This window comes from Yinghuangia aomiensis, from assembly GCF_039542225.1.
Taxonomy (GTDB): Bacteria; Actinomycetota; Actinomycetes; order Streptomycetales; family Streptomycetaceae; genus Yinghuangia; species Yinghuangia aomiensis.
Genome location: NZ_BAABHS010000065.1, coordinates 1 through 23532 on the forward strand (window position 1 = coordinate 1; position 23532 = coordinate 23532).

14 protein-coding genes and 2 pseudogenes are annotated in these 23532 nt (G+C 72.7%); 7 read left to right on the plus strand and 9 right to left on the minus strand.

Features of this window, described 5'->3' with window-relative positions:
- Window positions 1–102 (plus strand): annotated as a pseudogene (locus ABEA93_RS40745) (IS982 family transposase); the annotation flags it as partial.
- 69 nt (window positions 103–171) lie between these two features.
- Complete coding sequence (locus ABEA93_RS40750) at window positions 172–1869, plus strand: SpoIIE family protein phosphatase (protein ID WP_345681058.1); 1698 nt, start codon at window positions 172–174, stop codon at window positions 1867–1869.
- Between the two features lie 116 nt (window positions 1870–1985).
- Here ABEA93_RS40750 and ABEA93_RS40755 read toward each other — a convergent pair.
- Window positions 1986–2222: pseudogene (locus ABEA93_RS40755) on the minus strand (MBL fold metallo-hydrolase); the annotation flags it as partial.
- A gap of 300 nt (window positions 2223–2522) precedes the next feature.
- On the opposite strand from ABEA93_RS40755, the gene ABEA93_RS40760 reads away from it, so the two are divergent.
- The 3 genes from ABEA93_RS40760 (at window position 2523) to ABEA93_RS40770 (ending at window position 7032) form a co-directional block, all read left to right on the plus strand.
- On the plus strand, window positions 2523–4265 hold the full coding sequence (locus ABEA93_RS40760; RefSeq protein WP_345681059.1) for an ATP-binding SpoIIE family protein phosphatase: 1743 nt from the start codon (window positions 2523–2525) through the stop codon (window positions 4263–4265).
- 430 nt (window positions 4266–4695) lie between these two features.
- Window positions 4696–6594, plus strand: coding sequence for a coiled-coil domain-containing protein (locus tag ABEA93_RS40765; protein WP_345681060.1), 1899 nt, complete (start codon window positions 4696–4698; stop codon window positions 6592–6594).
- Window positions 6595–6633: 39 nt separating this feature from the next.
- Window positions 6634–7032: a hypothetical protein gene (locus ABEA93_RS40770; protein WP_345681061.1), complete on the plus strand. Its 399-nt coding sequence runs from the start codon at window positions 6634–6636 to the stop codon at window positions 7030–7032.
- Window positions 7033–7389: 357 nt separating this feature from the next.
- Here the strand turns inward: ABEA93_RS40770 and ABEA93_RS40775 are convergent, their stop codons facing one another.
- The 3 genes from ABEA93_RS40775 to ABEA93_RS40785 form a co-directional block, all read right to left on the minus strand.
- Window positions 7390–8877 carry an MFS transporter gene (locus tag ABEA93_RS40775; protein WP_345681062.1) on the minus strand — a complete coding sequence of 496 codons (1488 nt, stop codon included), beginning with the start codon at window positions 8875–8877 and terminating at the stop codon, window positions 7390–7392.
- Window positions 8878–8937: 60 nt separating this feature from the next.
- A complete protein-coding gene (locus ABEA93_RS40780) occupies window positions 8938–9138 on the minus strand; it encodes a hypothetical protein (protein ID WP_345681063.1) in 201 nt (66 codons plus the stop codon).
- 232 nt (window positions 9139–9370) lie between these two features.
- Window positions 9371–10972 carry an ABC transporter substrate-binding protein gene (locus ABEA93_RS40785; RefSeq protein ID WP_345681064.1) on the minus strand — a complete coding sequence of 534 codons (1602 nt, stop codon included), beginning with the start codon at window positions 10970–10972 and terminating at the stop codon, window positions 9371–9373.
- A gap of 400 nt (window positions 10973–11372) precedes the next feature.
- On the opposite strand from ABEA93_RS40785, the gene ABEA93_RS40790 reads away from it, so the two are divergent.
- Together ABEA93_RS40790 and ABEA93_RS40795 are read left to right on the plus strand one after the other, a co-directional pair.
- Window positions 11373–12098 (plus strand): TetR/AcrR family transcriptional regulator, encoded by a 726-nt coding sequence (locus ABEA93_RS40790; RefSeq protein WP_345681065.1) that lies wholly within the window; start codon window positions 11373–11375, stop codon window positions 12096–12098.
- A gap of 141 nt (window positions 12099–12239) precedes the next feature.
- A complete protein-coding gene (locus ABEA93_RS40795) occupies window positions 12240–13619 on the plus strand; it encodes an FAD-binding oxidoreductase (protein WP_345681066.1) in 1380 nt (459 codons plus the stop codon).
- A gap of 93 nt (window positions 13620–13712) precedes the next feature.
- Here ABEA93_RS40795 and ABEA93_RS40800 read toward each other — a convergent pair whose 3' ends face one another.
- From ABEA93_RS40800 to ABEA93_RS40820, 5 genes are all read right to left on the minus strand, one after another.
- A complete protein-coding gene (locus tag ABEA93_RS40800) occupies window positions 13713–16532 on the minus strand; it encodes a helicase-associated domain-containing protein (protein ID WP_345681067.1) in 2820 nt (939 codons plus the stop codon).
- Between the two features lie 137 nt (window positions 16533–16669).
- Window positions 16670–17755 carry a prephenate dehydrogenase gene (locus ABEA93_RS40805; protein WP_345681068.1) on the minus strand — a complete coding sequence of 362 codons (1086 nt, stop codon included), beginning with the start codon at window positions 17753–17755 and terminating at the stop codon, window positions 16670–16672.
- Between the two features lie 176 nt (window positions 17756–17931).
- The gene (locus ABEA93_RS40810; RefSeq protein WP_345681069.1) at window positions 17932–19716 is read right to left on the minus strand and encodes a hypothetical protein; all 1785 of its coding nucleotides are present in this window, start codon (window positions 19714–19716) and stop codon (window positions 17932–17934) included.
- Window positions 19717–19993: 277 nt separating this feature from the next.
- Window positions 19994–22387, minus strand: coding sequence for a hypothetical protein (locus tag ABEA93_RS40815; RefSeq protein WP_345681070.1), 2394 nt, complete (start codon window positions 22385–22387; stop codon window positions 19994–19996).
- Window positions 22388–22608: 221 nt separating this feature from the next.
- A partial coding sequence (locus tag ABEA93_RS40820; RefSeq protein ID WP_345681071.1) for a pseudouridine synthase occupies window positions 22609–23532 on the minus strand: 924 nt, incomplete at its 5' end.

Consider the following 23532-nt stretch of genomic DNA (forward strand, 5'->3'; position numbering starts at 1 on the left):
GTCCGCGTGGCTCAGCGAGTCCTCGCACTGACCGCCGCGGTGTGGCACAACTTCCACACCGGCCAGGCGGTCAGCCGCTCACTGACCGCCTACGACCACTGAACGTGTTCGGAAAGACTCGTCTAGTCCGGGCAGCACCGGCACACTCGCTATCAAGAACAGGAAGACGCCGTGCTGGACGATCTGTCATCGCAGGAATACCGGGCCGTCGTCGAACAAATGCTCGCCGGCACCGGCGCGGGCGTCGTCGTCTTCGACACCGGCCTGCGGTTCGCCTACGTCAACCCGGCACTGGAACAGATCAACGGATTCCCGCTGTCCGAACACCTCGGTCGAACGGTCGCGGACGTCATGCCCGACCTCGACGCCGGCGACGACATCCTGCGGCAGATCCTCGCCGACGGCGTCCCCCGCGAGGTCTTGGCCGCCGGGCACACCCGAGCCCCATCCGACCGCGAACGCCGGTTCTGGCACGTCTCGTACCACCGCATCGAGAACCGCGGGCAGGTCCTCGGCATCATGGGCATCCTGCAGGAAGTCACCGACGCGCAGGAACAACGCGCCGCCCTCGAACGCGCCCGCAGCCGGTTGTCCATCCTCGACCGAGCCGCCACCCAGATCGGCACCACTCTCGACATCGACACCACGAGCCGCGAACTCGCCCGGTTCCTCGTGGACGAACTCGCCGACGCAGCCAGCGTCGAGCTGATCCCACACGAACGCGACGACGAAGGACGCCGGCCACCCGCCTCGGGCATCCTGCGGCTGCGCCGCAGCGCCACCGTGGAGAAGCCGCCGCTACGCCGGAAACTCCGCCTCTTCGGCACACCCGGACAGCAGCATGACTACCGCCCTGGCACACCCATCCCCGTGTGCCTGGACACCCGGCAGCCGCAGCTCGTCAAACTCCCACCCGATGCCGACCCCGCGCAGGCTGCACCGAGCCCCGACCGCATCGCGGTGTACCGAGCGATCGGCGTCCATTCCCTGCTGCTCGTCCCGTTGGTCGCGCGGGACGAGTCGGTCGGCGTCGTCGCCCTGGCACGCGTCACCGGGTCACCCGCGTTCACCGACGACGACGTCGTCACCGCACAGGACCTCGCCGGTCGCGCCGCCGTCGCCATCGACAACGCGCACCGCTTCACCCGCGAGCACCACATCGCCCGCGACCTGCAACGCGCCCTGCTGTCCCGCCCCTCAGCGCCGCACCCCGGCATCGAAATCGCCTCCCGATACCGGCCCGCCGAGCGCGGCGCCCTGGTCGGCGGCGATTGGTTCGACAGCATCCCCCTCGCCGACGGGCGCACCCTCCTGGCCATCGGCGACGTCATGGGCCACGGCCTCACCGCCGCAGTTGACATGAGCCACTACGTCCTGATGGTCCGCGAAGAATCCGCCCACGACCCCGAACCGCACAGGGTGCTGGAACGCATGGACGCACGCATGTCCCGGCTCCCGGACATCCGGCCCGCCACCTGCCTCCTCGCCATCGCCGACTCTCGCAGCTTCACATACACCTACTCAGGTGCGGGCCACCTTCCGCCAGCGCTCATCCACGACTCCGGGCGCGTCGAGCTCCTCCCGCTCGCTGCGGGCCCACCGCTCGGCACCGGCATCGGCGGCTACACCCGCCACGCCGCCGCCTGTACCGGACACGCCGGCACCCTCCTGCTCTACACCGACGGCCTCGTCGAACATCGCGACGAAGACATCGATGCCTCCCTGCAACGCCTCACCGGCCTGCAACTCCCCGGTCGGGCACCCATCGAAGGCCTTGCCGACGCGATCCTCGACGCCCTGGTCACCGCGAACGCACAGGACGACGTCGCACTTATCGCCGCCCGCGTCCACCGCGCGGTGCCTCAGTAGCCGATCGACAGTCAACGCAGGGCGGTGACGGCCCCGGGCAACGCCGGTGCGGGAGCGCGCCGACGGCCCGGCGGATTCCCGAACAGCCGACCTGCAGCCAAGTGCCGGCCGCGCGGTCCGGTGGTGTGGATCTCCACCGTCGGCGGGATGAGGGTGACGGTGCCGGTCGAGGTCGTCTGGCCGAGGCCGGCGCCGACGGAGCCCTGCGGCCCGCGGGCCAGGGCGGCGCCGTACATGTAGGCGGCACGGCGGCCCATGGCGGTGCCCGCGTAGACGTTCTCGGAGACAGCGTGTTCGAGGAAGCCCGAAGGGGCGAGGACCGGGACGCGGCCGGCGTCGACGTCGTCCTGCGTGTCGCCGAACGGGGCCACCGAGGCGATTGCCGTGGTGCGCGGCAGCAGGCGGCCTGGGCACGGCGCCGGTGATACAAACACAGCCAACGGACGCTGGGCGTATCCACGACTCCACAGGGCATATCGCTTGGCCGTCCGAGACTCGCCTTCCCAGTTCGAAACCCCCGGTCTGCGAGCGACAGCGGCACCTCTGCGCACGGGGTTGGTCCACACCCGGCATGCCGTACCTGTCCGCGAGGTACACGACCGTCGTTGCGCCGCACGACGAACCCGCCTTTCCCCATCGCCCGGAGGCCAGCGATGCCGCAGAACGGGAAGTCCGCCGACCGCACGGATCAGGCCAGGCTCCGCCTGCTGCTCGACGGAGCCGCCCGCATCGGCATGTCACTCGACCTGTTCCGCACCGCAGACGAACTCGCATCCGTCGCGGTGTCCGGCCTGGCGGACATCGCCGTCGTGGACCTGCTCGACACAGTGGTGCGGGGAGAAGCGCCTACCCCGGGGCCGATCGCCGACCCGGTCACCGTCCGCCGGGCCGCTTTGGCGTACGCGACCCGGTCCGCGGTGCCCGCCGTCCACACGGTCGGCGACGCCTGGGTACTGCGCTTCGGGACTCCGTTCGCCGATGCCTTGGGGGACCTGCGCCCCCGCCTCGTGCGCACCGTCGCTCCGGACGCGCCTTGGCTGCTCCGCGAACCGGACCGCGCCCGGCTCGCGCGAACGACGGCAGCCCATTCGATGATCGCCGTGCCGCTCGCCGTCCGTGGCACCGCGATGGGAGTGGCCTCGTTCTACCGGACCGGCGCATCCTCGCCCTTCGACGATTCCGACGTGGCGGACGCCGCGGGACTCTGCTCGCACGCAGCCGCGTGTCTCGACAACGGCCGCCGCCACACCCGGGAGGGGATGTTGGCGCGCCTCGTGCAGCGCACCCTCGTGCCGGGCAGTCTGCCAACGCACGTCGCGGCGGAGACCGCCTGGACGTACCTGCCGGTGGCGGCGGGCGGCAGTTGGTTCGATGTGGTGCCTATGTCGGGGGCCCGCGTCGCGTGCATCGTCGGCGAGGTCACCGGGCACGGCATGCCCGCCGTCAGTCTGATGGGCCAGGTCAGCACCGCCGTCGCCGCACTCGCCGCGGTCGACCTCGCCGCCGACGAGATCCTCGCGCGCGTCCACGGTCTGGTCGTCGAGGCAGCGGCCGGTCGGCCCGTCCTCACCACCGACCACGGCGGTGAGGAAGCACTGACCGCGGGATGCACGGTGGCGGTCTACGACCCCGTGTCGGGAACCTGCGCGGTCACCCGTGCCGGGCACCCGGCCCCGGCTCTGGTATTCCCGGACGGCTCGGCGACTGTTGTCGACGTCCCATCCGGACCCCCGCTGGGCGGGCGAGGCGACCCCCAATTCCCAGTCGCCTCGGTCGCCCTCCCCGCGGGGACCGTCCTCGCCCTGCACACCGCAGGCATGCCCGACGGGCTGGCGCCCGCGCTAGCCCGGGCCCTCGACGCATCCGGCGGGGAGCTGCGCACCGCGTGCGACAGCACCTTGTCCGAGATTTTCCCCGCCGGTCCCAAGGACGACGCACTGCTCCTCCTCGCCCGTACCCACGTGCTTGACGCCAACCGGACCGCCGCTTGGACACTCGGCAGCCAGCCGGAGAGCGTCGCCCACGCACGGCAGGTCACCGTCCGGAAGCTCGCAGACTGGGGCGCCGAGGAGCTGGCGATCACCGCCGAACTCATCGTCAGCGAACTGGCCACCAACAGCGTGCGCTACGCCCCCGGAGCAATCGAACTGCGCCTCATCCTCCGTGAGAGAACTCTCGCCTGCGAGGTCACCGACACCAACAGTGCGGCCCCACGCCTGCGCCGTGCCAACGACGACGACGAGGGCGGACGCGGCCTCTTCCTCGTCGCGCAGCTCGCCCAGGACTGGGGAGTCCGGTGGAAGCCCGACGGCAAGACCATCTGGGCAGAAATCCCCCTGGTGGCCCGCGAATCCGAGATCGATCCCCTGCCTCCGGACGCCGCACGGACGCATTGACCGGCGCGGGGCGCGCATCCGGCTCCCGCCCCCAATTGCGACCGGCCCGCAACGGCTGGACGTGGCCGGTTCACTGCCGGTCCTGGTTGGTGTGTGTCCGCCCTTCCGCCGTGGCCACGTCCCGTTCGCCTGGTGAGGCCGCCGCTTCCCCCTCGGTATCACGGCATGCCAGCCGGTCCCGCAGGAGCGCGTTGCCACCCCGGCGAGCGAGGTGACCCGAGCCTCGACGCCGACCTCCTCACCGAATCCGAGGCCCAGAGCATCGCCGACGACCTGATGTGGAGCAAGGGCGCGCTGGCGTGGCTCGAAGACTTCACCCAGCCGCGGCCGAGGAGCCTGTCTGCTGGGACGGCTCGATGCCGCGCAAGGCCGGATGCAGGACGCGGGGGCGCGATTCCGGGACCACAACGGAGACGCTCACAGGGCTCTCGTGTCGGGCCGGCAAGCGCGTGCGGACGCTGCCCGGCTCCGCGACAAAGCGGCCGACTACAACACCGAGCGCGAAGGCATCCCCGACGGCACCGAGAGCGACGAAGGTGACGACGAGGCACAGACTCCGCTCGACGCGCTCCGACGCGGATATGAGCGCGCCCAAACCGCCGAATCCGTACTCGCCGATCGCGTGCCTTGGCTTGAGGAACAAGTCTCCGAAGCCAGGCAACAGCTCGCCCGGCGTCCCCCAGAAGTACGCGCGCACGCGCAGCTCCTGCTCACGTCACCGGTCGGCCAGGGCCCCGCGTCCAGGCACAACGCACTCGAACACGCGCGAACATCGGTCGAAGACGCTGTCGGTCGGCAGAGCTCGGCCGAGACACAGGCACAGCGCCTTGAGGGTGAACTGGCCCACGTGGAGCAACTACACGCACAGCCGCCTCGGAGGATCCTGCCGAACGCACCAACGACATCCGAAGAAGCATCGCTCCTCAGGGAGCAGCAGGAAGTCCTAGCCCAAGAAGCGCTTCGCCGCTGGAACCGAGCCGACGAACTGATCAAGAAGCTCGACCACCAGCGCGAGCATGCACACGCGAGGATGACCCTGCTCAGCACCCTCTCCGACTCCCTGCCCAGCCCTCAGGAGATCGAATCCGCGGAGTTCCGCGGCGACGATACCCGCGCTCGCGCTGAGACAACGGCGGCGCGCGACAAGCTCGCGGCGGCGCAGCAGGGCGTCATCGAAGCGGAATCGGAACTCAACACCGCGGTCGACGGCCTGCGACGCACGGCAAGCCTCGGAGCCGATCAGACCATCCTCAGCGAAGCGCTGGCCGCGCTCGTCAAGGAAAGCCTGAGTCTGCTCGGCAAAGCCGAGCGAGCCTCACAGATGACGACCGCCTCAGGATCACGGTCCGGTCAACGCGTACTGCGGATCCGCTTCGACTGCCCAACCGACCACGACCTCGTCGCATACTCCGAGCGCGTCGTCCGCAAAGGACTCAAACCAGAAGGCATGGCCCTGCTGAAAGAAGCGGTCCACGAAGCGGCCGACCCGCGCGGCTTCTCGGTCAAAGCACTCAAACCCACAGACGACGACACCGGCATCACCGAGGGCATCAGCAGACTGGCCAAATGGAGCGGCGGCGAGAAACTCACCGTATGCGTCGCGCTCTACCGCACACTCGCCGCCCACACCGGCCGTCACGGCACCTCCGGGGGCGTCCTCCCCCTGGACAACCCCATCGGACGCGCGAGTTCCGCACCGTTGATCCGCCTCCAACAAAACGTGGCCGCGTCGCACGGCGTCCAACTCGTCTACACCACCGGCGTCAAAGACCCAGCGGCAGTTATCCGGTTCCCGAACATCATCCGCCTCGACAACCGCGGAGGCCGCACCAAGAACCGCCGCTACATCGTGCCCGACACCCCGCCCCTGGACCCGAACAGCACACCAACGGGCGGCCCAGCTCAACGTGCCTCGATCATCACCGGATCCGAGTCGCGCACCACGACAACGCAGACAGCCCATCCACCCCGAAGACCCACAGGCGGACACGTGACCGCACCCCTCACGCCACTGGCCGCCGAACTCGCCGCTGTCATTCGCACCAATCCCGGCAAACGAGTCCCCACAGAACTCCTCGCAAAAGCAGCAATCCAGTACGCCCCCGAACTGGTCGGCCACCCAGTCTGGCCACACCGATTCCGGGCCGCGCTCTACGAGCTACATTCCTTCGGCACGATCGCGCTCCCTGCCACAGTGTCGCGGACGGGCTGGGACCGATGCACCCATCCTCCGCCGCCCCACTGGGTCATCCGGACCGCGGCACCGCAGACCACAGTCGAGCCCCCTCCGAGACGCGTGTGGCCACACGCCCTGGAGGCGGCCGGCTGACTGGGCCCCCGAGGCCACGAGCTGAAGGTCCTGGACCGCGTGGTGCAGTGGCTGCGCAACAACCCCGAGCCGTTCCCCGTACCCATTCAGGACCGTTCCCTCGAACTCTTCGACGACGAGAAGGCGCTCGACGGGCTGCTCAAAACCAGGCTGTTCACCCCGGGCGCCCTCAGCCTGCCGCTGCTCGCGTGCTTCACCCCAGCGCTGCCGGTGGTCTCACGTCATGTCCCTGGACAAGGGCCCACACGGGTGCTCATCGCGGAGAACCTGGCCACGTATTCCTCCCTGCTCACCGATCCGCAAAATCAACCCCGGACCAAGCGCCCAGACCTGCACATCGCCTGGGGAGCGGGAAATGCGTTCGCACGCAGCGTGCACACCTGCGCCAACTCGACCCGGCCCCAGTGTCCGCGATCTACTTCGGCGACCTCGATGTAGCCGGAGCACACATCGCCACCACCGCTGCCGCAGAAGCCAAGCATCACGGGTCCGCCGCGCCACACCCGGCGGTTCCTTCTACCGCTTCCTCCTCGACGGACCCGCTTCCTGGCGCGTCCCCGACCGAAGCAACCGCCTGCAAGCCACCGACTTCAGCGCCATCCTGCAATGGTTCACTCCCGACATCCGACAAGACATCGCCGACCTGTTCGCCAACGGTGTACGCATCCCCCAAGAGCGCCTGGGATTCGCGGCACTACGTCACGCGCCCGAACTGTGGCTACGACTCGACGATCACGATGACCACCGTCCCTGACCGCCTGTTTCCGTGCAGGCGGACATGGCGGCGCTGCAGGCTCAGGCGTGGGCATCAGCCGGGGACTTCGCAGCCCCGACGCGGTGTGCGGCAACAGTGCGGTTGTGATGCCGGGGCAGGCCGAACAACGCGACCAACACGACCAGGACGCCCGCGCCGGCGCCGATGGCGAAGGACGCAGTGAACGCGGCTTCGGTCGGCACCGCCACCGGCAGCCCGGCGATCAGGTGACCGGTCAGCAGCGAGGTGACAATCGCGCTGGCCAGCGAGCTGCCGACCGAGCGGCTGATCGCGTTGACACTGTTGGCGATGCCGGTCTGCTCCATGGGGACCTCGGCGATGATCAGCGCTGGCATTGCCGCGTATGCGATGGCGACCGACGACTGCACGGCGATGGCGACGACGATCAGATGCCAGGTCTTGTCGTGGGCGAACATCACGAAGACATAGGCCACGACGCTGATGACGCCTGCGACGGCCAGGGCGTGGCGACCGCCGAAGCGGCGCACCAGGATGCCGCCGACCGGGGCTGCGACGATCGCCGAAAGCGCGCCTGGCAGCAGGTAGACCGTCGATGCCGAGAGCACGGACGCCGTGAAGCCGTACCCGGCCACCCGCTCGGGTATCTGCACGAACTGCGACACGGCCAGGAAGCCGACGAACATGTTCACGCCGACCAGAACACCGGCGATGTTGGTGAAAGCCACGGGGCGCTTCACGAAGACATTCATGTCGATGAGCGGCTGGGCGACGCGGCGTTCGACTGTCGCCCAAGCGGCGAACAGGAGTGCGGAGACCACGAACAGGCCGAGTGTGCGGACCGACGTCCAACCCCACCCGTTGCCCTGTGAGACGGCAAGCAGCAGCGCCACCAGCGCGGCGCCGAGCAGTCCTGCGCCCGCCCAGTCGATGCGGCCCTTCTGCGTGGGCGTACGCCCCGGCACGACGAGGGCCACGGCAGCCGCTGCCAGCGCGGTCAGAATCGTCGCCGCCCAGAACACCCGGTGGTAGTCCCCGTGATGGTTGGTCAGCAGGCCCGTCAGCACCAGCCCGATGCCGCCCCCGATGCCGATCATGCCGCTGACCATCGCCATCGCCCCGGTGAGCTTGTTCGGCGGCAGTTCGTCGCGGAGCGCGCCCAGCGCCACCGGGAACAGGCCGCCCCACGCGCCCTGCAGCACACGGGCCACGATCAGCAACGGCAGTGACGTCGTCAGCGCGGCCAGAAGCGACCCCGTCAGGATCATGCCGAGCGCGACCAGCAGCATGCGCTTCTTGCCGAACAAATCACCCGTCTTTCCGAACAGAGGCGTCATCACCGCGGCCGCAAGCAAATTCGCTGTCAGGACCCACGCCGTGTCACCGGCGTCGGCGTTCAGCCGAGCACCGATCGTGGCCAGGACGGGCACGACGAGCGTTTGCAGCATCGCGCCAACCATCGCGGCAAACGACAACGCAGCGATCAGAGCCCCGGGGTGCGGCGCGCGACCTGCGTCGGTCGCGGGCTCAGGAGCGGCGGTGGCTGTCACGGCAAAGTCCTCAGGTTCGGTGAGCGGTGGTTATCGATCGGCAGGCTGACCGGGGCGCAGTCAGACTGTGAGTTTGCTGGTCAGCACCCACGAGATCTCCCCCGCGTCGGCGTTCAGCCGCGCCCCGATGGTGCTGAGGACGGGGACGGGGAGGGTCTGGAGCATCGCGCCGACCATGGCGGCGAACGACAGTGCGGCGATGAGCGCGCCGAGATGGGGCGCGCGGGTCGCGCGCGCGGGTGGGACGGCGGTGGCGGACACGGGCGGGGTCCTCGCTTCGATCGGCGGCAGCTTCCGGGAATCACAAACTCGACAGGGTGTCGATTATTCCCGATGAATCGTCGATTCCGCGAACCGACCCGGGCCGAACCCGCCCGGCACCGGCACCGCGTCCGTCCGGCACTTTTCGACACGCGGGCACAAAGAAGCGGGGCCGAGGGGATCGAAACGATCCCCTCGGCCCCGCGACCGGCGGCCCCCGCCCCGCCTCACCTCACTTCTTCAACCCCACCTGGTCCATCAGCATGGCCCCGTCGTTCACCATCGTCACTCCCGTCACCGTCGACCGGTAGACGATCACCGTGACCGCCTCCTGCCAGACGAACAGCGGCACGTCCTGCGCGGTGATCTTGACCAGCTCGGTGTACGCCGCCCGGCGCGCTTCCTCGGTCGACGCCGCCCGGGCCTGGTCCAACGCCGCGTCCGCCGCCGGGTTGTTGTAGCCGGAGTAGTTGGTCGGCGACGTGCTGCGGTACAGGCTGTCGATGCCCGGGTCCGGGTCGACGAGCCACATGCCGAAGTTCTGCGCCTGGAAGTCGCGGTTCACCAGGCCCTTGGTGATGTACGCGCCGACCTCCACCGCCTCGATCTCCATCGAGACGTTCTTGTACTGGTTCAGCCGGCTCTGCATGTACTCGGCCGTCTTGCGCGCGTTGGTGTTCTGCTGCGTGAGGTACGTGAAGCGCACCGGCTTGCCCTCGGCGGCGAGTTCATCGAACAGCTTCTGCGCCTCGGCCTGGTTGTAGGCCGGCTGCGCGGGCACGGCCGGGTCCACCAGCGGCGAGTTCTCCTTGAAGACGCTGTCCGCCGCCTTGATGTTGTCGCCGTAGAGCGTCTTCATCATGGCCGGGCTGTCCAGCGCCATCGCCAAGGCGCGGCGCGCCCGCGGGTCGTCGAACGGGGCGCGGCGCGTGTTCATGAGGAAGTACTGGCCGCCGTAGACCGGCGTGGTGAGCGCCTCGAGGTGCTTGGTCTTGGCGATGTCGTCGGCCTCGGCGTTGGACGTGACGGTGATGTCCGCCTGGCCGTTGCCCAGGGTGTTGAGGAGCTGCGTGGCGTCGGAGATCACCGTGAAGGTGACCTGGTCGAGCTTGGGCAGCCCGGCCTGCCAGTAGGTGGGATTGCGCACCAGGGTCTGGCGGTTGCCGCGCACCCATTCCTTGAGGACGAACGGTCCGGCGCCGACCGGCTTGCCCGCGAACCCCTTCGGGTCGGCCTTGAACGCCGTCGGGGAGGCGATGTAGGTGAGGCCGTTGACCACGTTGCGGTCGAAGTTCAGGCTCGGCTTGGCGAGCGTGGCCTTCAGCTCCAGCGGACCGGTGACCTCGGTCGTCACCCCGGCCATGTTGACCCGGTGGATGGAGTTCATCGCCGGGTCGTTGTTGGCGTCCCAGTTGGCCTTGACCGCGGCCGCGTCGTAGGGCGTGCCGTCGCTGAACTTCACGTTCGGCTTGATCTTGAGCGTCCACACCGCGCCGGTGGCGTCAGGGGTGAGGCTCTCCGCGATGCGCGGCTTGACCTTGCCGTCGGCGGGGTCGAGGTAGACCAGGAAGTCGTACAGCGCGGCCATGCGGCTGGAGTCCGCGCTGCCGGTGTAGGACGCGGTGAACGGGTCGAGACCGCGCGATTCGGTAGCCAGCGGAATCGTTACGGCACCGCCCTGCTTCGCGGTGCCGCCGCCGGTTCCGGAGGCGGAGCCCGAGCCGGCTCCGTCGTCGGAGCCGCCCCCGCAGGCGGCAAGCGAAAGCGTCAGCGCAACCGCTGCCGCGGCGGCGGAGAGCTTTCGGCGGCGGGGCCGCGTGGTTCTGGAGAGCATCGACGACTCCTCGGCATCGCGGGCCCGTTCCCCCGTCGGAACGGCCCGTCGTGCGCCGTGCTCCTCGCGGCCCTGCATACGGTGACACGTGTCCGAGCACGCAGCCCCTCGGACTTCCTTGACGGACTCAAGCAACCATACGAAGTCGAACGATTCAAGACGGAATTGTGATCAGTACAACAACCTGCCTGCCCCAACCACCCGGACCACCGACACCGAACGACGGGCAGGGCAGCGGCTGCAAGGGCGGTGGCAGCCGACCGTCAGGCCGACTCGCCCCCATACCTCGCCACTCCGCGGTGACCGCCCCGCCAGGCGACACCGGGCGTCAGGCGTCAAGCGCCAAACCCCACCGCCACCCGACCCCACCCCCGCCGCTCCTCCCCCGATAATGATCCCCATGGACGAGCGCGGACCGGTCGACCGCGGCGGCAGTCGCCGTCGGGGCCCCAGCAAGGGCGACCTGCGGGAGCAGGCGATCCTGGACACCGCCCGCCGGCTCCTCGCGGACAAGCCGGCCGAGCGGATCACCATCGACGACCTGGTCTCCGGTGCGGGCATCTCGCGGCCCACCTTCTACTTCTACTTCGCAAGCAAGCAGGCCGTGTTCGAGGCGCTGCTCGACCCGGTCGCGGGCGCGTTCATCGCGGTCGCCGACGGTTTCCTGGACAACCCCCCGGACCGTGGCGAACTCCGCGCGTCCCTCGGCAAACTGGCCGCGGTCTGGCAGGAGCACGGCCCGATCATGCGCGTGATGATGGACGACTCCGCCGTCGGTGCGCTGCGCGACTGCCGGGACCGGATGATCGGCCGCCTGGTCGCCAACGCCACCACCCGCATCGAGCGGGACCGCGCCTCGGGCCTCGCCCCCGTCGGTCCCCCGGCCGACGTCACCGCCGCCGTGCTGACCCGCCTGCTCGTCACCACGCTCACCGACGCCGCGGCCCCCGCCGAAACCCCGGACGGCACCGCCGCGCCGGGCCGGGTGTCCGGCGAACTGCTCGACACCCTCACCACGGTCATCGGCCGCAGCATCTATGCGCAGACCCCCACCGAACAGAGCCCGCCCGAACGCGGCCCGGACCCGGCCGGACACGGTCCGCAGCGGCGGCCCGCGGGCGGCTGACGGGACCGCGCCCCGGGACTACCGTGGGACACAGCGGCATGCCCGCGCCCCGCCGGGCCCGCTTCCGGGCCCGCCGCCACCGCCGGGCCCGCCGCGTCCGGAACTCGGGGCCGCTCGGGGCACACCCGGAAGCAGATCACCATGACCACCCTCGGCCGCAACGCTGTGGCGGCGGCCACCCTGCACAGCGCGTTCGACGGCGACGTCCTCCTCCCCGAGGACCCCGGATACGACGAAGCGAGAACCGTCTTCAACGGCGCCGTCGACCACCGCCCCGGCATCATCGCCCAATGCACCTCCCCGGACGACGTGGCCCACGCCGTCGTCGCCGCCCGCGACATGGGCCTGGAGATCTCGGTCCGCGGCGGCGGGCACGGCGTCGCCGGCAAAGCGGTCACCGAAGGCGGCCTGATGGTCGACCTGAGCCGGATGAACGAAGTGACCGTCGACCCCGGCGCCCGCACCGCCCGATTCGGCGGCGGCGCCGTCATGAAGGACCTGGACGGCGCCGCCGAAGCGTTCGGCCTCGCCACCACCGGCGGCCGGGCGTCCACCACCGGCCTCGGCGGATTCGTCCTCGGCGGCGGGTCCGGCTGGCTGGAACGCAAGTTCGGGCTCGCCTGCGACAACCTGCTGTCCGTCGAACTGGTGACCGCCGAAGGCCGGTTCATCGAAGCCAGCGAGAAACGGCACCCCGAACTGTTCTGGGCGCTGCACGGCGGCGGCGGCAACTTCGGCGTCGCGACCGCGATGACGCTGCGGCTGCACGAACTGCCCGCGTTCACCGCCGCGCTGTTCCTGTGGCCGGAGGAGAACGGACGGGAGATCCTCGGCGCCTACCGCGACTTCCTCGCACACGCGCCCGACGAGGTCGGCGGTGGCTTCGTGTTCGTGACCGGTCCGCCGGAAGAGTTCGTGCCGCCGCAGCTCCAGGGCCAACGGTGCGCGGCCGTGGCGGTGATGTACGCCGGTCCGGAGAGCGCCGCCGCCGAGGTCGTCGCCCCGTTCGTCGACCTCGAACCCGAAGGCAAGATGGTCGCGCAACTCCCCTACTCGATCGCCCAGACGCTGTTCGACGACCCGCCCGGCATGCGGAACTACTGGTCGGCGGACTACCTGGCGAGCTTCCCCGACGAAGCCGCCGACGCGTTCGTCGACTGCCTGGCGGGCAAGCCGTTGCTGTCGCAGCACGTCATGTTCCCGGGCGGCGGCGCGGTCGCCCGCAACACGGACGGCTGGCCGGTGCCGTGGCGCGGCGCCCCGTACGTCGTCCACCCGTTCGGTATCTGGGAGGACCCCGCCGAGGACACGAGCGCCCGGGAGTGGGTGCGGAACGTCCGCACCACCATGCGGCCGTGGTCGACCGGCGACGTCTACCTCAACTTCATCGGCGACGAAGGAGCCGACCGCGTGCTCGCGGGCTACGGCGAGGAGAACTACCGGCGCCTGGCCGCGGTGAAGACCGCCTACGACCCGGGCAACCTCTTCCACCTCAACCACAACATCAAGCCCAACACCTGACACCGCGCAGCCGCGGACGGCTGCCCGCTCGGCCGGTCACACCGCTCGGCCGGTGACACAAGGGACGGCTCAAGGGACGGCTCAAGGGACGGCTCAGTCGTCCGCGGGCAGCACCATCCACAGCGTCTCCAGGCGGAACGGCAGCAAGGCCGGGCGCCCGTTCGGCGGCCGCATGTAGAGGCTGTCCCCGGCCATCGCCAGGTGCGCGACGGTGCTCGTCATCGGCTCGCCGTTGTACGCGGTGGCCGCGACCCGCACCGCGCTGCCGCGGTCGAGCGCGTCGGCGAGCACCGCGCAGTCCTCGGGCCCGAGCAGCGGCGCGGCCTCGCGCAGCCGGGCGGCCTTGGCGCCGAGCACGGGCGCCGGTGCCGCGGCGCGGCCCAGGACGTCGGCGGCCCAGACCCGCCAGCCGTCGGAGAGTTCCTCGGGCATGGGCAGCGCGACCGGCCAGCCCGCGGCGCGGTCGGTGCCGGGGACGCGGAACTCCTCGGCGCGTTCCACGAGCGCGCTGCCCGTCGCGGTCTCCGCGGCGGGTGCGTAGCCGGCCCGGCGCAGCGCGGCGACGGTGCGGTCGAGCGGCTGCCCGGACAGCAGCACGGTGGGGGCTATGCGGCGCAGGCCGAGGGCGGTCAGGCGGCTGTGCCGCTGGATTTCCGCGACGAGGGCTTCGTCGTCGGAGTAGACGACGGCGGCCGCGGGTGCGGCGCGGACTTGGCCGTAGCGGCAGCCGACGTCGTGGACGAGGTGGTGCAGCCGCTGCGGGATGCCGCCGACCGCGATGTCGGCGAGGTCGGCGAGGAGTCCGGGCGCGGTGCCGCCGGCGTCGAGGTGGCGGCGGACGGACGCTTCGGAGAACCGCCATACGCCCGTCGGGCCGTGCGCTTCGGCGTCGGCACAGCCGCCGAGCAGGCGGGCGAGTTCGACGGAGGCGGGTCCGGCGACGACGGCGGTCAGATCGGTGCGGAAGCGGGCGCTGCGGGCGGCGGGCGGCAGGAGTTCCTCGGCCGCGGCGAGCAGCACGGCGGCGCTGTGGCGCACGGCGACGCCGCCGCCGAGCGCGGTGAGCGCGCCGTGCGCGACCAGGCCGAGTGCGGCGGCTTCGCGGAGGGTCGCGTCGGTGAACGCGGCGGCGTCGAAACGGCCGCGGAAGGCGTGCGCGATCTCCTCGCCGACTTCGCGGCAGTCCGGGCAGTCGCACGGCACCGTCGGCGGCAGCCCGTCGCCGGGATGCGCGGCGGGGCCGTCCGGGCCCCCCGGGTCACCGAGGCCGCCGAGGCCGCCCGGGCCGACGGCGTCGCCCGCATCACCGGCCACCGCCACGGCGATGCGCCGTTCCGCGGCCGAGGTCTCGGCGGGCAGCGGAGCGGTGGCGTCGCCGCTGCCCCACGCCGATGCCGGCCACCCGCCGTCGGCAGCGTCCGCGTCGGCCGCGCCGAGGCCGAACACGGGCCCGTCGATGATGTCTTCCAGCCCGTGCCGGAACGGCGTCGGGCAGATCCACGCGATGCAGCGCGCCAGTGCCGCGGTGTCCGCGACGGCGTGCCCGGGGTCCTGCCCGCCGAGGGTGCGCAGCAGGGCGCCGCGGGCGACGAGCGCGAGTCCGCCGTGGTCGCCGGTCGCGGACAGCGGCGGGACTTGGCGCCGGGCGGACGCGGGTGCGGCGTCCAGCATCGGCACGTCGGGCATGGTGACCCAGCCGCGGACGAGCGCCAGCAGCCGGACCGCGGGTTCGCCGTCGAGCCACGCATCGTAGGCGGTGGTGGGAGCGGCTTGGCCGTGGTCGGCGTCCGCGGCGAGCAGTCCGGCGGATTCGGCGACGTGCAGCCACAGCCGCACCGCGGCCTCGTCGCACGCGAGTTCCTTGGCGAGGCGGCGCAGCTCGCGGACGCCGACGCCGCCGCTCTTGAGCAGTTGCGGCGGGCTGACGGCACAGGTGTGCAGGAGGCGGGTCGCGGTGTCGACCGCGGCGGCGGCCGCCGCGGCGGATGCGCGGAACACCGCGTCGCGGTCGACGACCGCGGTGGGGACTTGCGGCGGGCGGGCTTCGAACGCGACCCGGTAGGTGTCGCCGCGCAGCGCCATCGCGACTTCGCGCGGCATCATCTCCCAGCCGTCGCCGGTGGCGAGCAGCAGGCCGCGGCGGCGCAGCCGGGCCAGCGGGTCGCCGGGGCGGGGGCGGGTGCCGTAGTAGCCCCAGGCGGCGGACGGGTCGCGGCGTATGCCGATCTCGGCGAGTTCGTCGAGGGCGGCGCGGGCGGGCGGGTCGAGGCGGGACGTGACGCGGCGGACGACGTCCGGGTCGCCGAGCAGCCGGGCGGCGAGCGCGGCGTTCTCCACGGTGTCGTCTTTGCGGCCGGCGGGCAGTCCGCCGAGTTCGCGCACGATCGTCCGGAGGTCTTCGGCGCGCTGGCCGAGCAGCAGCGGGTAGGCGGGGGCGCCCAGGCCGAGCGGCAGCGGGAACACCGAGGCCGCGCCGGGGTGCAGGCGGATCCGTCCGTCTTCCGGCCAGGCGAGCACGCGGCCGGTCAACGTGTCGAGCGCGGGGCCGAGTTCGCGGGCTTCGGCGGTGCCGGGGCCGCCGACCAGCGCCAAGACGACGTCGGGGTCGACGACGACCACCGGGTCGTCGTCGAGGCGGGGCCCGGCGTCGCGGCCGAGGCGTGCGGCGCCGCCGGGCGGGCGCTCGTCGGCGACCGCCCACAGCACTTCGAGGAGCTGGAGTTCGCCGCGGCTGAGGAACGAGCAGCCCAGCAGCGCGGTTTCCGGGTCGGCGAGGCATACCGCGAGGTGACGCAGGGTTCGCGGCCGGGGCTCCTCGGGCACCGTCGGCGCCGTCGTGACGACGCGCGCGAGGTCGGGTGCGGGCAGCGAAGCCAGGTACACCGCGAGCGAGTCGGTGGTGGACAGCGTCACGCGTCCAGACTGCCAGAATCCGCCGACGAGAGGGCAACTCCCGTGGGGTGGCGTGAGGGTGGCGGAATCCGCGGCCGCGCGGCCGGGACGGCTCCGGAGTCCGGGGAGTCCGGGGCCGCCCGTTTCCGCCGCGCAGGTCAGCGCTGCACGTTCCAGCCCTTGCGGCGCAGGTCCAGCACCAGGCCGTCGGCCGCGGCCGGGTCGATCATCAGCTCGACGAGGCCGGCGGCACGGCCCGGCGCGTGGTCGATCGCGATGTCCTCGATGTTCACGCCGGACGCGCCGACGTCCGCGAACAGCCGTGCGAGTTCGCCGGGTTGGTCGCCGACCACGACCGGCACCGCCTCGTAGCGGGCGGCCGGGGCGCCGTGCTTGCCGGGGATGCGGGCGTGCCCGGCGTTGCCGCGCCGGAGGATCCCGGCGATGCCGTCGCTGCCCTCCTGCCGCTTGGCGTCGTCCTCGGCGGCCAGCGCGCGCAGCGCGGCGACGGTGTCGTGCAGGTCGTCGGCTACGCCGGCCAGCACGTCGGCGACCGCGCCCGCGTTCGCGCCGAGGATCTCGATCCACAGCCGCGGGTCGGACCCGGCGATGCGGGTGACGTCGCGGACACCCTGCCCGGCCAGCCGCGTCGCACTGTCCGCAGCTTCCTCCAGGCGCGCCGCCATGAGCGCGGACACCAGGTGCGGCGCGTGCGACACCAGCGCGACGGCGTGGTCGTGCGCGCGCGGCTCCATGACCACCGGCACCGCGCGGCACAGCGCGACCATCTCCAGCGCCCGGTTGAGGGTCTCGGTGTCGGTGTCGCGGGCCGGGGTCAGCACCCACGGCCGCCCGTCGAACAGGTCGGCGCGGGCGGCGAGCGGGCCGGAGCGTTCCCGGCCGGCCAGCGGATGGCCGCCGATGTAGCGGCTCACATCGCAGCCGAGCGCCTCGATATCGCGCAGCGGCTGCTCCTTGACGCTGCCGACATCGGTGTAGCTGTGCGCGAGGTCCGCGTCCTGGCAGGACTTCAGCGTGGCGCCGATGCGGCCCGGCGGGACCGCGAGCACGGCCAGGTCCACCGGCGCGGGTGGTGTCTCGGCCAGTCCGGCGCCGAGCGCGGCGGCGGTGCGCACCGCCGTGGCGTCGGCGTCGTGCAGATAGACGGTGATGCCGCGCGCGGCGAGCGCGAGGGCGACGGAGGTCCCGATCAGGCCGGTGCCGACGACGGCGGCGGTACGCATCGCGAACTCCGTTGCAGCGGGGAATCCGGCCCGGTGCGCACACGGCGGCCGCGGCCCGGGAATCCGGTCGGTCCAATGACCGTCCCAGGCTATCCGCCCCGGCCCCGCCGCCCCGCACCGCAGGTCGCCGCCGCGCACCGCCCGGACCTCCCTCGGCAGGCCCAGGCGGTGCGGATTCACTCGACGGAGTCGACCGGATGCAGCTCGGCCCAGCGCCGCCCGAGCTCCTGGTAGTACAGGTGTTCCCACGACGAATGCCGCAGCACGTCGTCGAGCAGCGGGTACGGCGGCAGCTTGCGCCGGTCGCCGAGCATGTCGCGGGCCAGCACCCGCAGCGGCACCGCGGGGTCCTTCTCCAGCGACAGCACGACGCGCGCCAGCCGGTCGAGCAGCGTCCGCACCACGTCGCGCGCGACGTCCGCTTCGGCGAGCCGCGCCCCGTAGCGGTCCGGGCGGGCCAGCGCGTACCGCACCGCGCGGCGTTCGCGGACCGTCCACGCCGGGGCGTCGTCGAACCGGTGCGGGAGCTGTGCGGCGACGTAGGGCAGCAGCCGCACGTCGGCCAGCTCCAGCGCGGCGACCAGCGCCACGACGTCTTCCACGAACGCCACCGCGCGGTCCGCGCCGCCGTCCGCGATCTGGGCGACGGCGAACTCCAGCGCCTCGACGTCCTCCTCGTAGACGCCGCGGCGGGTCCACCACACCCGGTCGGCCATGCCCGCGCTCGGCGGCGGCTCCTCGGGACGCTCGGGCAACGCCGGCGCCGGCCCGGGGCGGGTGGCGGGGAACGCCTCGGGCTCCAGATCGGTCGCGGTCGGCTCCGGGTAGGACTCCGCCTCGACGGCGGCGTCGAACGCGTCGTCCGGGGCGGCGTCCGGGGGCGCTTCGGCCGCGGTCTCCACCGCGGCTTCGGCCAAGGCCCCGTGCTCCGCGGCGGCCTCGTCGACGGCCTCCCGCTCCGCCGCGCCGACGGCCGCCTCGACCGCCGCATCGTCGGCGCGTTGCTCGACCGGGTTGCCGAGCAGGTCGCGCGGCGGGTCGTCGCGGCGGCTGAGCCGGGGCGGCGCGGTGCCGCCGCGCGGCGCGAACCGGTCCCGTATCTCGGCCGCGCGGTCGTACGGCGCGTACCGGCGCAGCCCCTGCAGCCCGGTCAGCAGCGGGTACATGGTGTCCCAGTCGGCCTCCACATACCGCTGCACCATGTAGTCGGCGGCAGCCCGGAACACGTCGGTACGGGCTTCGGAGTTCGGGTCGATGCGGTGCCGGCCGCTCCACAACTGCGACGGCCAGCGCGGCACGATCACGAACCGCGGGCGGCCGGTGTCGTCGGACGTCTCGAACGTGGAGAACGTCAGCGGCCCCGGCAGCGGCACCGTCACCAGGTCGAACAGCCCCCACAGCAACGCCACCGGATCCCCGCCGGTGTCCGCGATCCGCAGCGAGAACCCCATCGCGGGGCGGCGCAGCACCGCGGCCAGCACGACCGCCAGCTCGTCGGCCCGCGCGCGGGCGGCGTCGCGCAGCGTGAACGCGCGTTCGGCGAGCGTCTCGTCGAGGACCGCGGACGGCACCCGGGCGAGACGGTGGCCCGCGGGGACGTCGCCGAGCGGCGGCTGCCCGTTCCGCCACGCCCAGCCGTCCAGGGCCAGCGCGACGTGCGGGGTCAGCGCGGTGCGGGTGCCGAGCAGGACGTGCGCGTTGTTGCCGAGCCGGCCCTGCTCGAACTCGGCGGCGACGCGGTGCACGACGGCCGCGTACGCGTCGACGTGCACGAGCGACGTGCTGGTCGGCGGGACGCCGTCGCCGCCGAACTCGGCGCCGACCATGCCCGCGAGTTCCGGGGCGACCCGGGCCAGCTCGGCGACCGGCATCGACGTCGCGGCGGGCCCGAGGCCTTGGCGGCCGAACAGGTCCTGCCGCGACCACCGGTACACGATTTGGTGCAGCGGCTGTCGGGTCATCGCGGCGCCGCCCGCGCGCGCGGCACCGGACGCCGCGGCATCGTCGGCCGTCTCGGCTGCGGCTGCCTGTCCGGCTGCTTGTCCGGGAACGGATGCGGATGCTGATGCTGATGCGGTCGTTCGGGAACTGCCCTCCATCGCCACCGTCCTCGTGAGCGGTGCCCTGTCCAGTGCCTGTCCGTGCCGGTACCCGCGCGAGCGGGCCATGGCCGATTGTGGCATCGCCGCGCGGTTTCGCGCCGGGCCCGCCGCGGGATCCGCCGCCGCCGGACTCGGCCTAGGGCAGGTCGCCGAGAGCATCCCGGCCGTCGACACCGTCGGGCAGCAGTGCGCGGCTGACCGCCCACAGCCGTCCGATCTCGGCGAAGAACCGCGCGCCGAGTCCGTACGCCATTGCCGCACCGGCGAGTTCCTGTTGATAGGGCCGGTACGTTCCCGACACCGTATCCAAGTTCCTTACCACTGTGGCAAGTTCGTCGGCGATCCGGTCCGACCGGCGGCCCGCGAGCACCAGCGCGGCAAAGCCGCCGAGCGCCGCCGCGACGTCCTGCCGCGGCACCCCGCACCGGTCGATCTCCCGCATCGGTCCGTCCAGTCCGCCCAACACGCGCTCCAACCGGGCCTGATCCGCGGCCGCGAGCCCCCCGTCCACACCGTGCCGGGCCATCCGCCCGAGATGCGCGACGAGCCCCGGCAGAAGCACCTCGTCCGCCCTCGCCAATCCCACGGCGACGGCGACGAGCCCCGCGCTGTCCAGCAGACTCCCGAACCCGCGGTCCTCGGCCGCACCCCCGTCGGCAAGCCACCGCGCCGCCTCGAGCAGCGCGTGGCGCGCGAGGTCGTCGACACCGTCGGCGAGCCAGACGTCGCGGTCCCAGGTCCGCTCGGGGGCGGACGCTTTGCCCCCGTGCGACTCGACACCCGCCGCGTCGGGGCGCGGGGGACGCGGCGGTGGGCCCGCGGGCGGCGGGGGGAATCCGGACACGGTCGCTTGGCCGGGAGCCACCGGCGGCGGCCCGGGCGGCGGAGGCACGGTCCCGCCGGACCCGCCGGGTCCGGGCCCGAACGGGGCACGGGGCACCGCGGGAGCGGACGCGTGATGACCGGCACCGGGGGCACCGGGGGCACCGGGGGCACCGGGGGCACCGGGGGCACCGGGGGCACCGGGTTGATCGAACACGGCAGGAGCACCGACGTGCCGCCCGGCGACATCGCCTTGACCGCCCCTGCCGCCGGATATGCCGCCACCCGGGGGCGCTGTGCCGGTTTCGCCGCGACCGGCCGGAGCAGCGCCGCCCACTCCCCCGGCGTCGAGCCCGCCGGACAAGCCGGGACGCCCCGCCGAGGCCTGCACCCCCGCCCCCGCCGCCGATCCCGCGGCATACGGCGCCCGGTCGCCCGCGGCAGCCCCACCGAGGCCGTCACGGACGCCGCCGATTCCGCCCTCGGCCGCTGCGTCTCCCTTGCCGTCTTTCCTCGGAAAGGCCACCGGGAGATAGCGCGTCTCCGGCTGCGCGGGGGCGGGCCGGTCAGGGCGTTCGACGCGGGGGCGTTCCACGGGCGGGCGTTCGGCATGGGGACGGGCGGGGGCGTCCGCGGCGGTGTTGGCGGTGTTGGCGGTGCCGGGCGCGCCCGCGGCCACGGCAAGGCCCTCGCCCGCTACGCCGGTCCCCGCGCCGCGGCCGGGGCCACCGGCTCCCGCCGCGGCTCCGGCCACACTCCCGGCCCCCGGCCCGACACTCGTCCCGGCGCCACGCGCACTCGCCCCGCCGCGCTCCCGCACCGTCGCTATCACCGCCGCGGCCCGTTCCTCCGGCTCCATCAACCCCGTCGGACGCAGCTCGCGCAGCAGAGCACGGGTTTCCGTCCACGGGCGTTCGGCGTAGAAGTCGACCAGCCGCCGGGCGGCTTCGCCGTACGGCGTCTGCTCCGGCTCGGTGTCGGCCTCGAGCCGGAGGCGCCCGTTCGGCGCGCCGTCGGGCCAGCGCGGCACCACCACGAACCGGGGGCGGGCCGCGTCGTCGCTCGTCTCGTACGTGGAGAAGCTCCAACTCCCCCGCGCCAAATGACTCACCAGGTCGAACACGCCCCACAGCAGCGGCGCCGGGTCCGGCCCCGCGTCGCGCTGCAGCAGCGACAGCGTCGCGCGCGGCCGGGCGAGGAGCGCCGCGGCGACCGCCGTCAGGGCGACGCGCCGGTCGCGGGCCGCGGCCCGCAGCCCGTCGGCGCGTTCGTGTGCCACCGCGACGAGGGCGTCGGCGGGCAACGGGTCGAGCACGTGGCCGGGTTCGAGGTCGGTGAGGGCGGGCCCGTCGGCCGCCCAGTCGAACATGCCGAGCGCGAGAACCGCGTGCGGCGCCAGCGCACGTCCCGGGTCGAGGAGGACGTGGGCCACGTTGCCGGGCGCGTTGTCCCGTCCGTGCAGGGCGAATTCGCGGTGGATCAGCGCGGGCCCGAGCGTCGTGCGGGCCCAGCACACGCTCGTGTACGGGCCGGTCGCGACATCGACCGCCATCCCCACATGCCCGCCGAGTTCCGCCGCCCACGGCCCGAGTTCCGCCGCACCGAGCGACGTCGCGGCCGGCCCCAACCCGGTGCCGCCGAGCAAATCCCGTTCCTGCCACCGGTACACGATCCGGTCGAGCACCGCCGCGCCCGTGTTCGCCCCCACGCCACCCCCACCTCGCCCGAACCTGCGGGTGGCACGTGTCCCCGGCGCCGCCCTGGGCTACGTTCTAGCAGCCCAGGGCGGCCCTCCGCAGCACGCGCAACGCACGATCGGCGGCGTCCCCGAAGCGGGCTCGGCCCGGACACGCGAACGCGGCCGCCCGGAAGCCGGGCGGCCGCGTCACGAAGACCGGAATTACCGGAATTACCGGAGTACCGCCGGGGTCAGAGCCCCACCTCGCGGAACAGCAGGCCGATTTCCTCGTTGGAAAGCCGCCGCGTGCGCCCCGGGCGCTGGTCGCCGAGCTTGATCGGCCCGAACTGGGTCCGCACCAGCCGCTCGACCGGGAAGCCGAGTTCGGCGAGCATGCGCCGCACGATGTGCTTGCGGCCTTCGTGCAGCACGACCTCGACCATGTACGTCTTGCCGAGCTGGTCGACGATGCGGAAGCTGTCCGCACGCGCCAGACCGTCCTCCAGTTCGACGCCCTCCTTCAGGCGCTTGCCCAGGTCGCGCGGAATCGGGCCTTGGACCTGCGCGAGGTACGTCTTCCGCACCTCGTACCGCGGATGCGTCAGCCGGTTCGACAGCTCGCCGTGGTTGGTGAGCAGGATCAGGCCCTCGGTCTCGGTGTCCAGGCGCCCGACGTGGAACAGCCGCTGCTCGTGGTCGGTGATGTACTCCGACAGCGTCGGCCGGCCCTCCGGGTCGTGCATGGTGGAGACCACGCCCGCGGGCTTGTTCAGCGCGACGTACACCTCGCCGCTGGTCGTCGGGATCCGCAGGCCGTCGACCTTGATCTCGACCTTCGACGGGTCGACGCGCAGGCCCTGCTCGCGCACGACCCGGCCGTCCACCTCGACACGGCCCATGTCGATCAGCTCTTCGCACGCCCGGCGGCTGCCGATGCCGGCCTGCGCCATGACCTTCTGCAGGCGCACGCCTTCCTGCTCCTCGCGGGGCGTGCGGTCGCCTTCCTTGACCGTCGTCGGACGCCGGTCCGGACGGCCGGAGCCGGAGCCGCGCTGCTTGGGCGCGCCCGTCCCGTACTCGTAGTCCGGCTTCGCCGCCCCGCCGCGACCGCCGGCTCCGCCGCGGCCCTGCGCACCCCCGCGGCCGGCCGCCGCGCCGCCTCGGCCGGCGGCGGC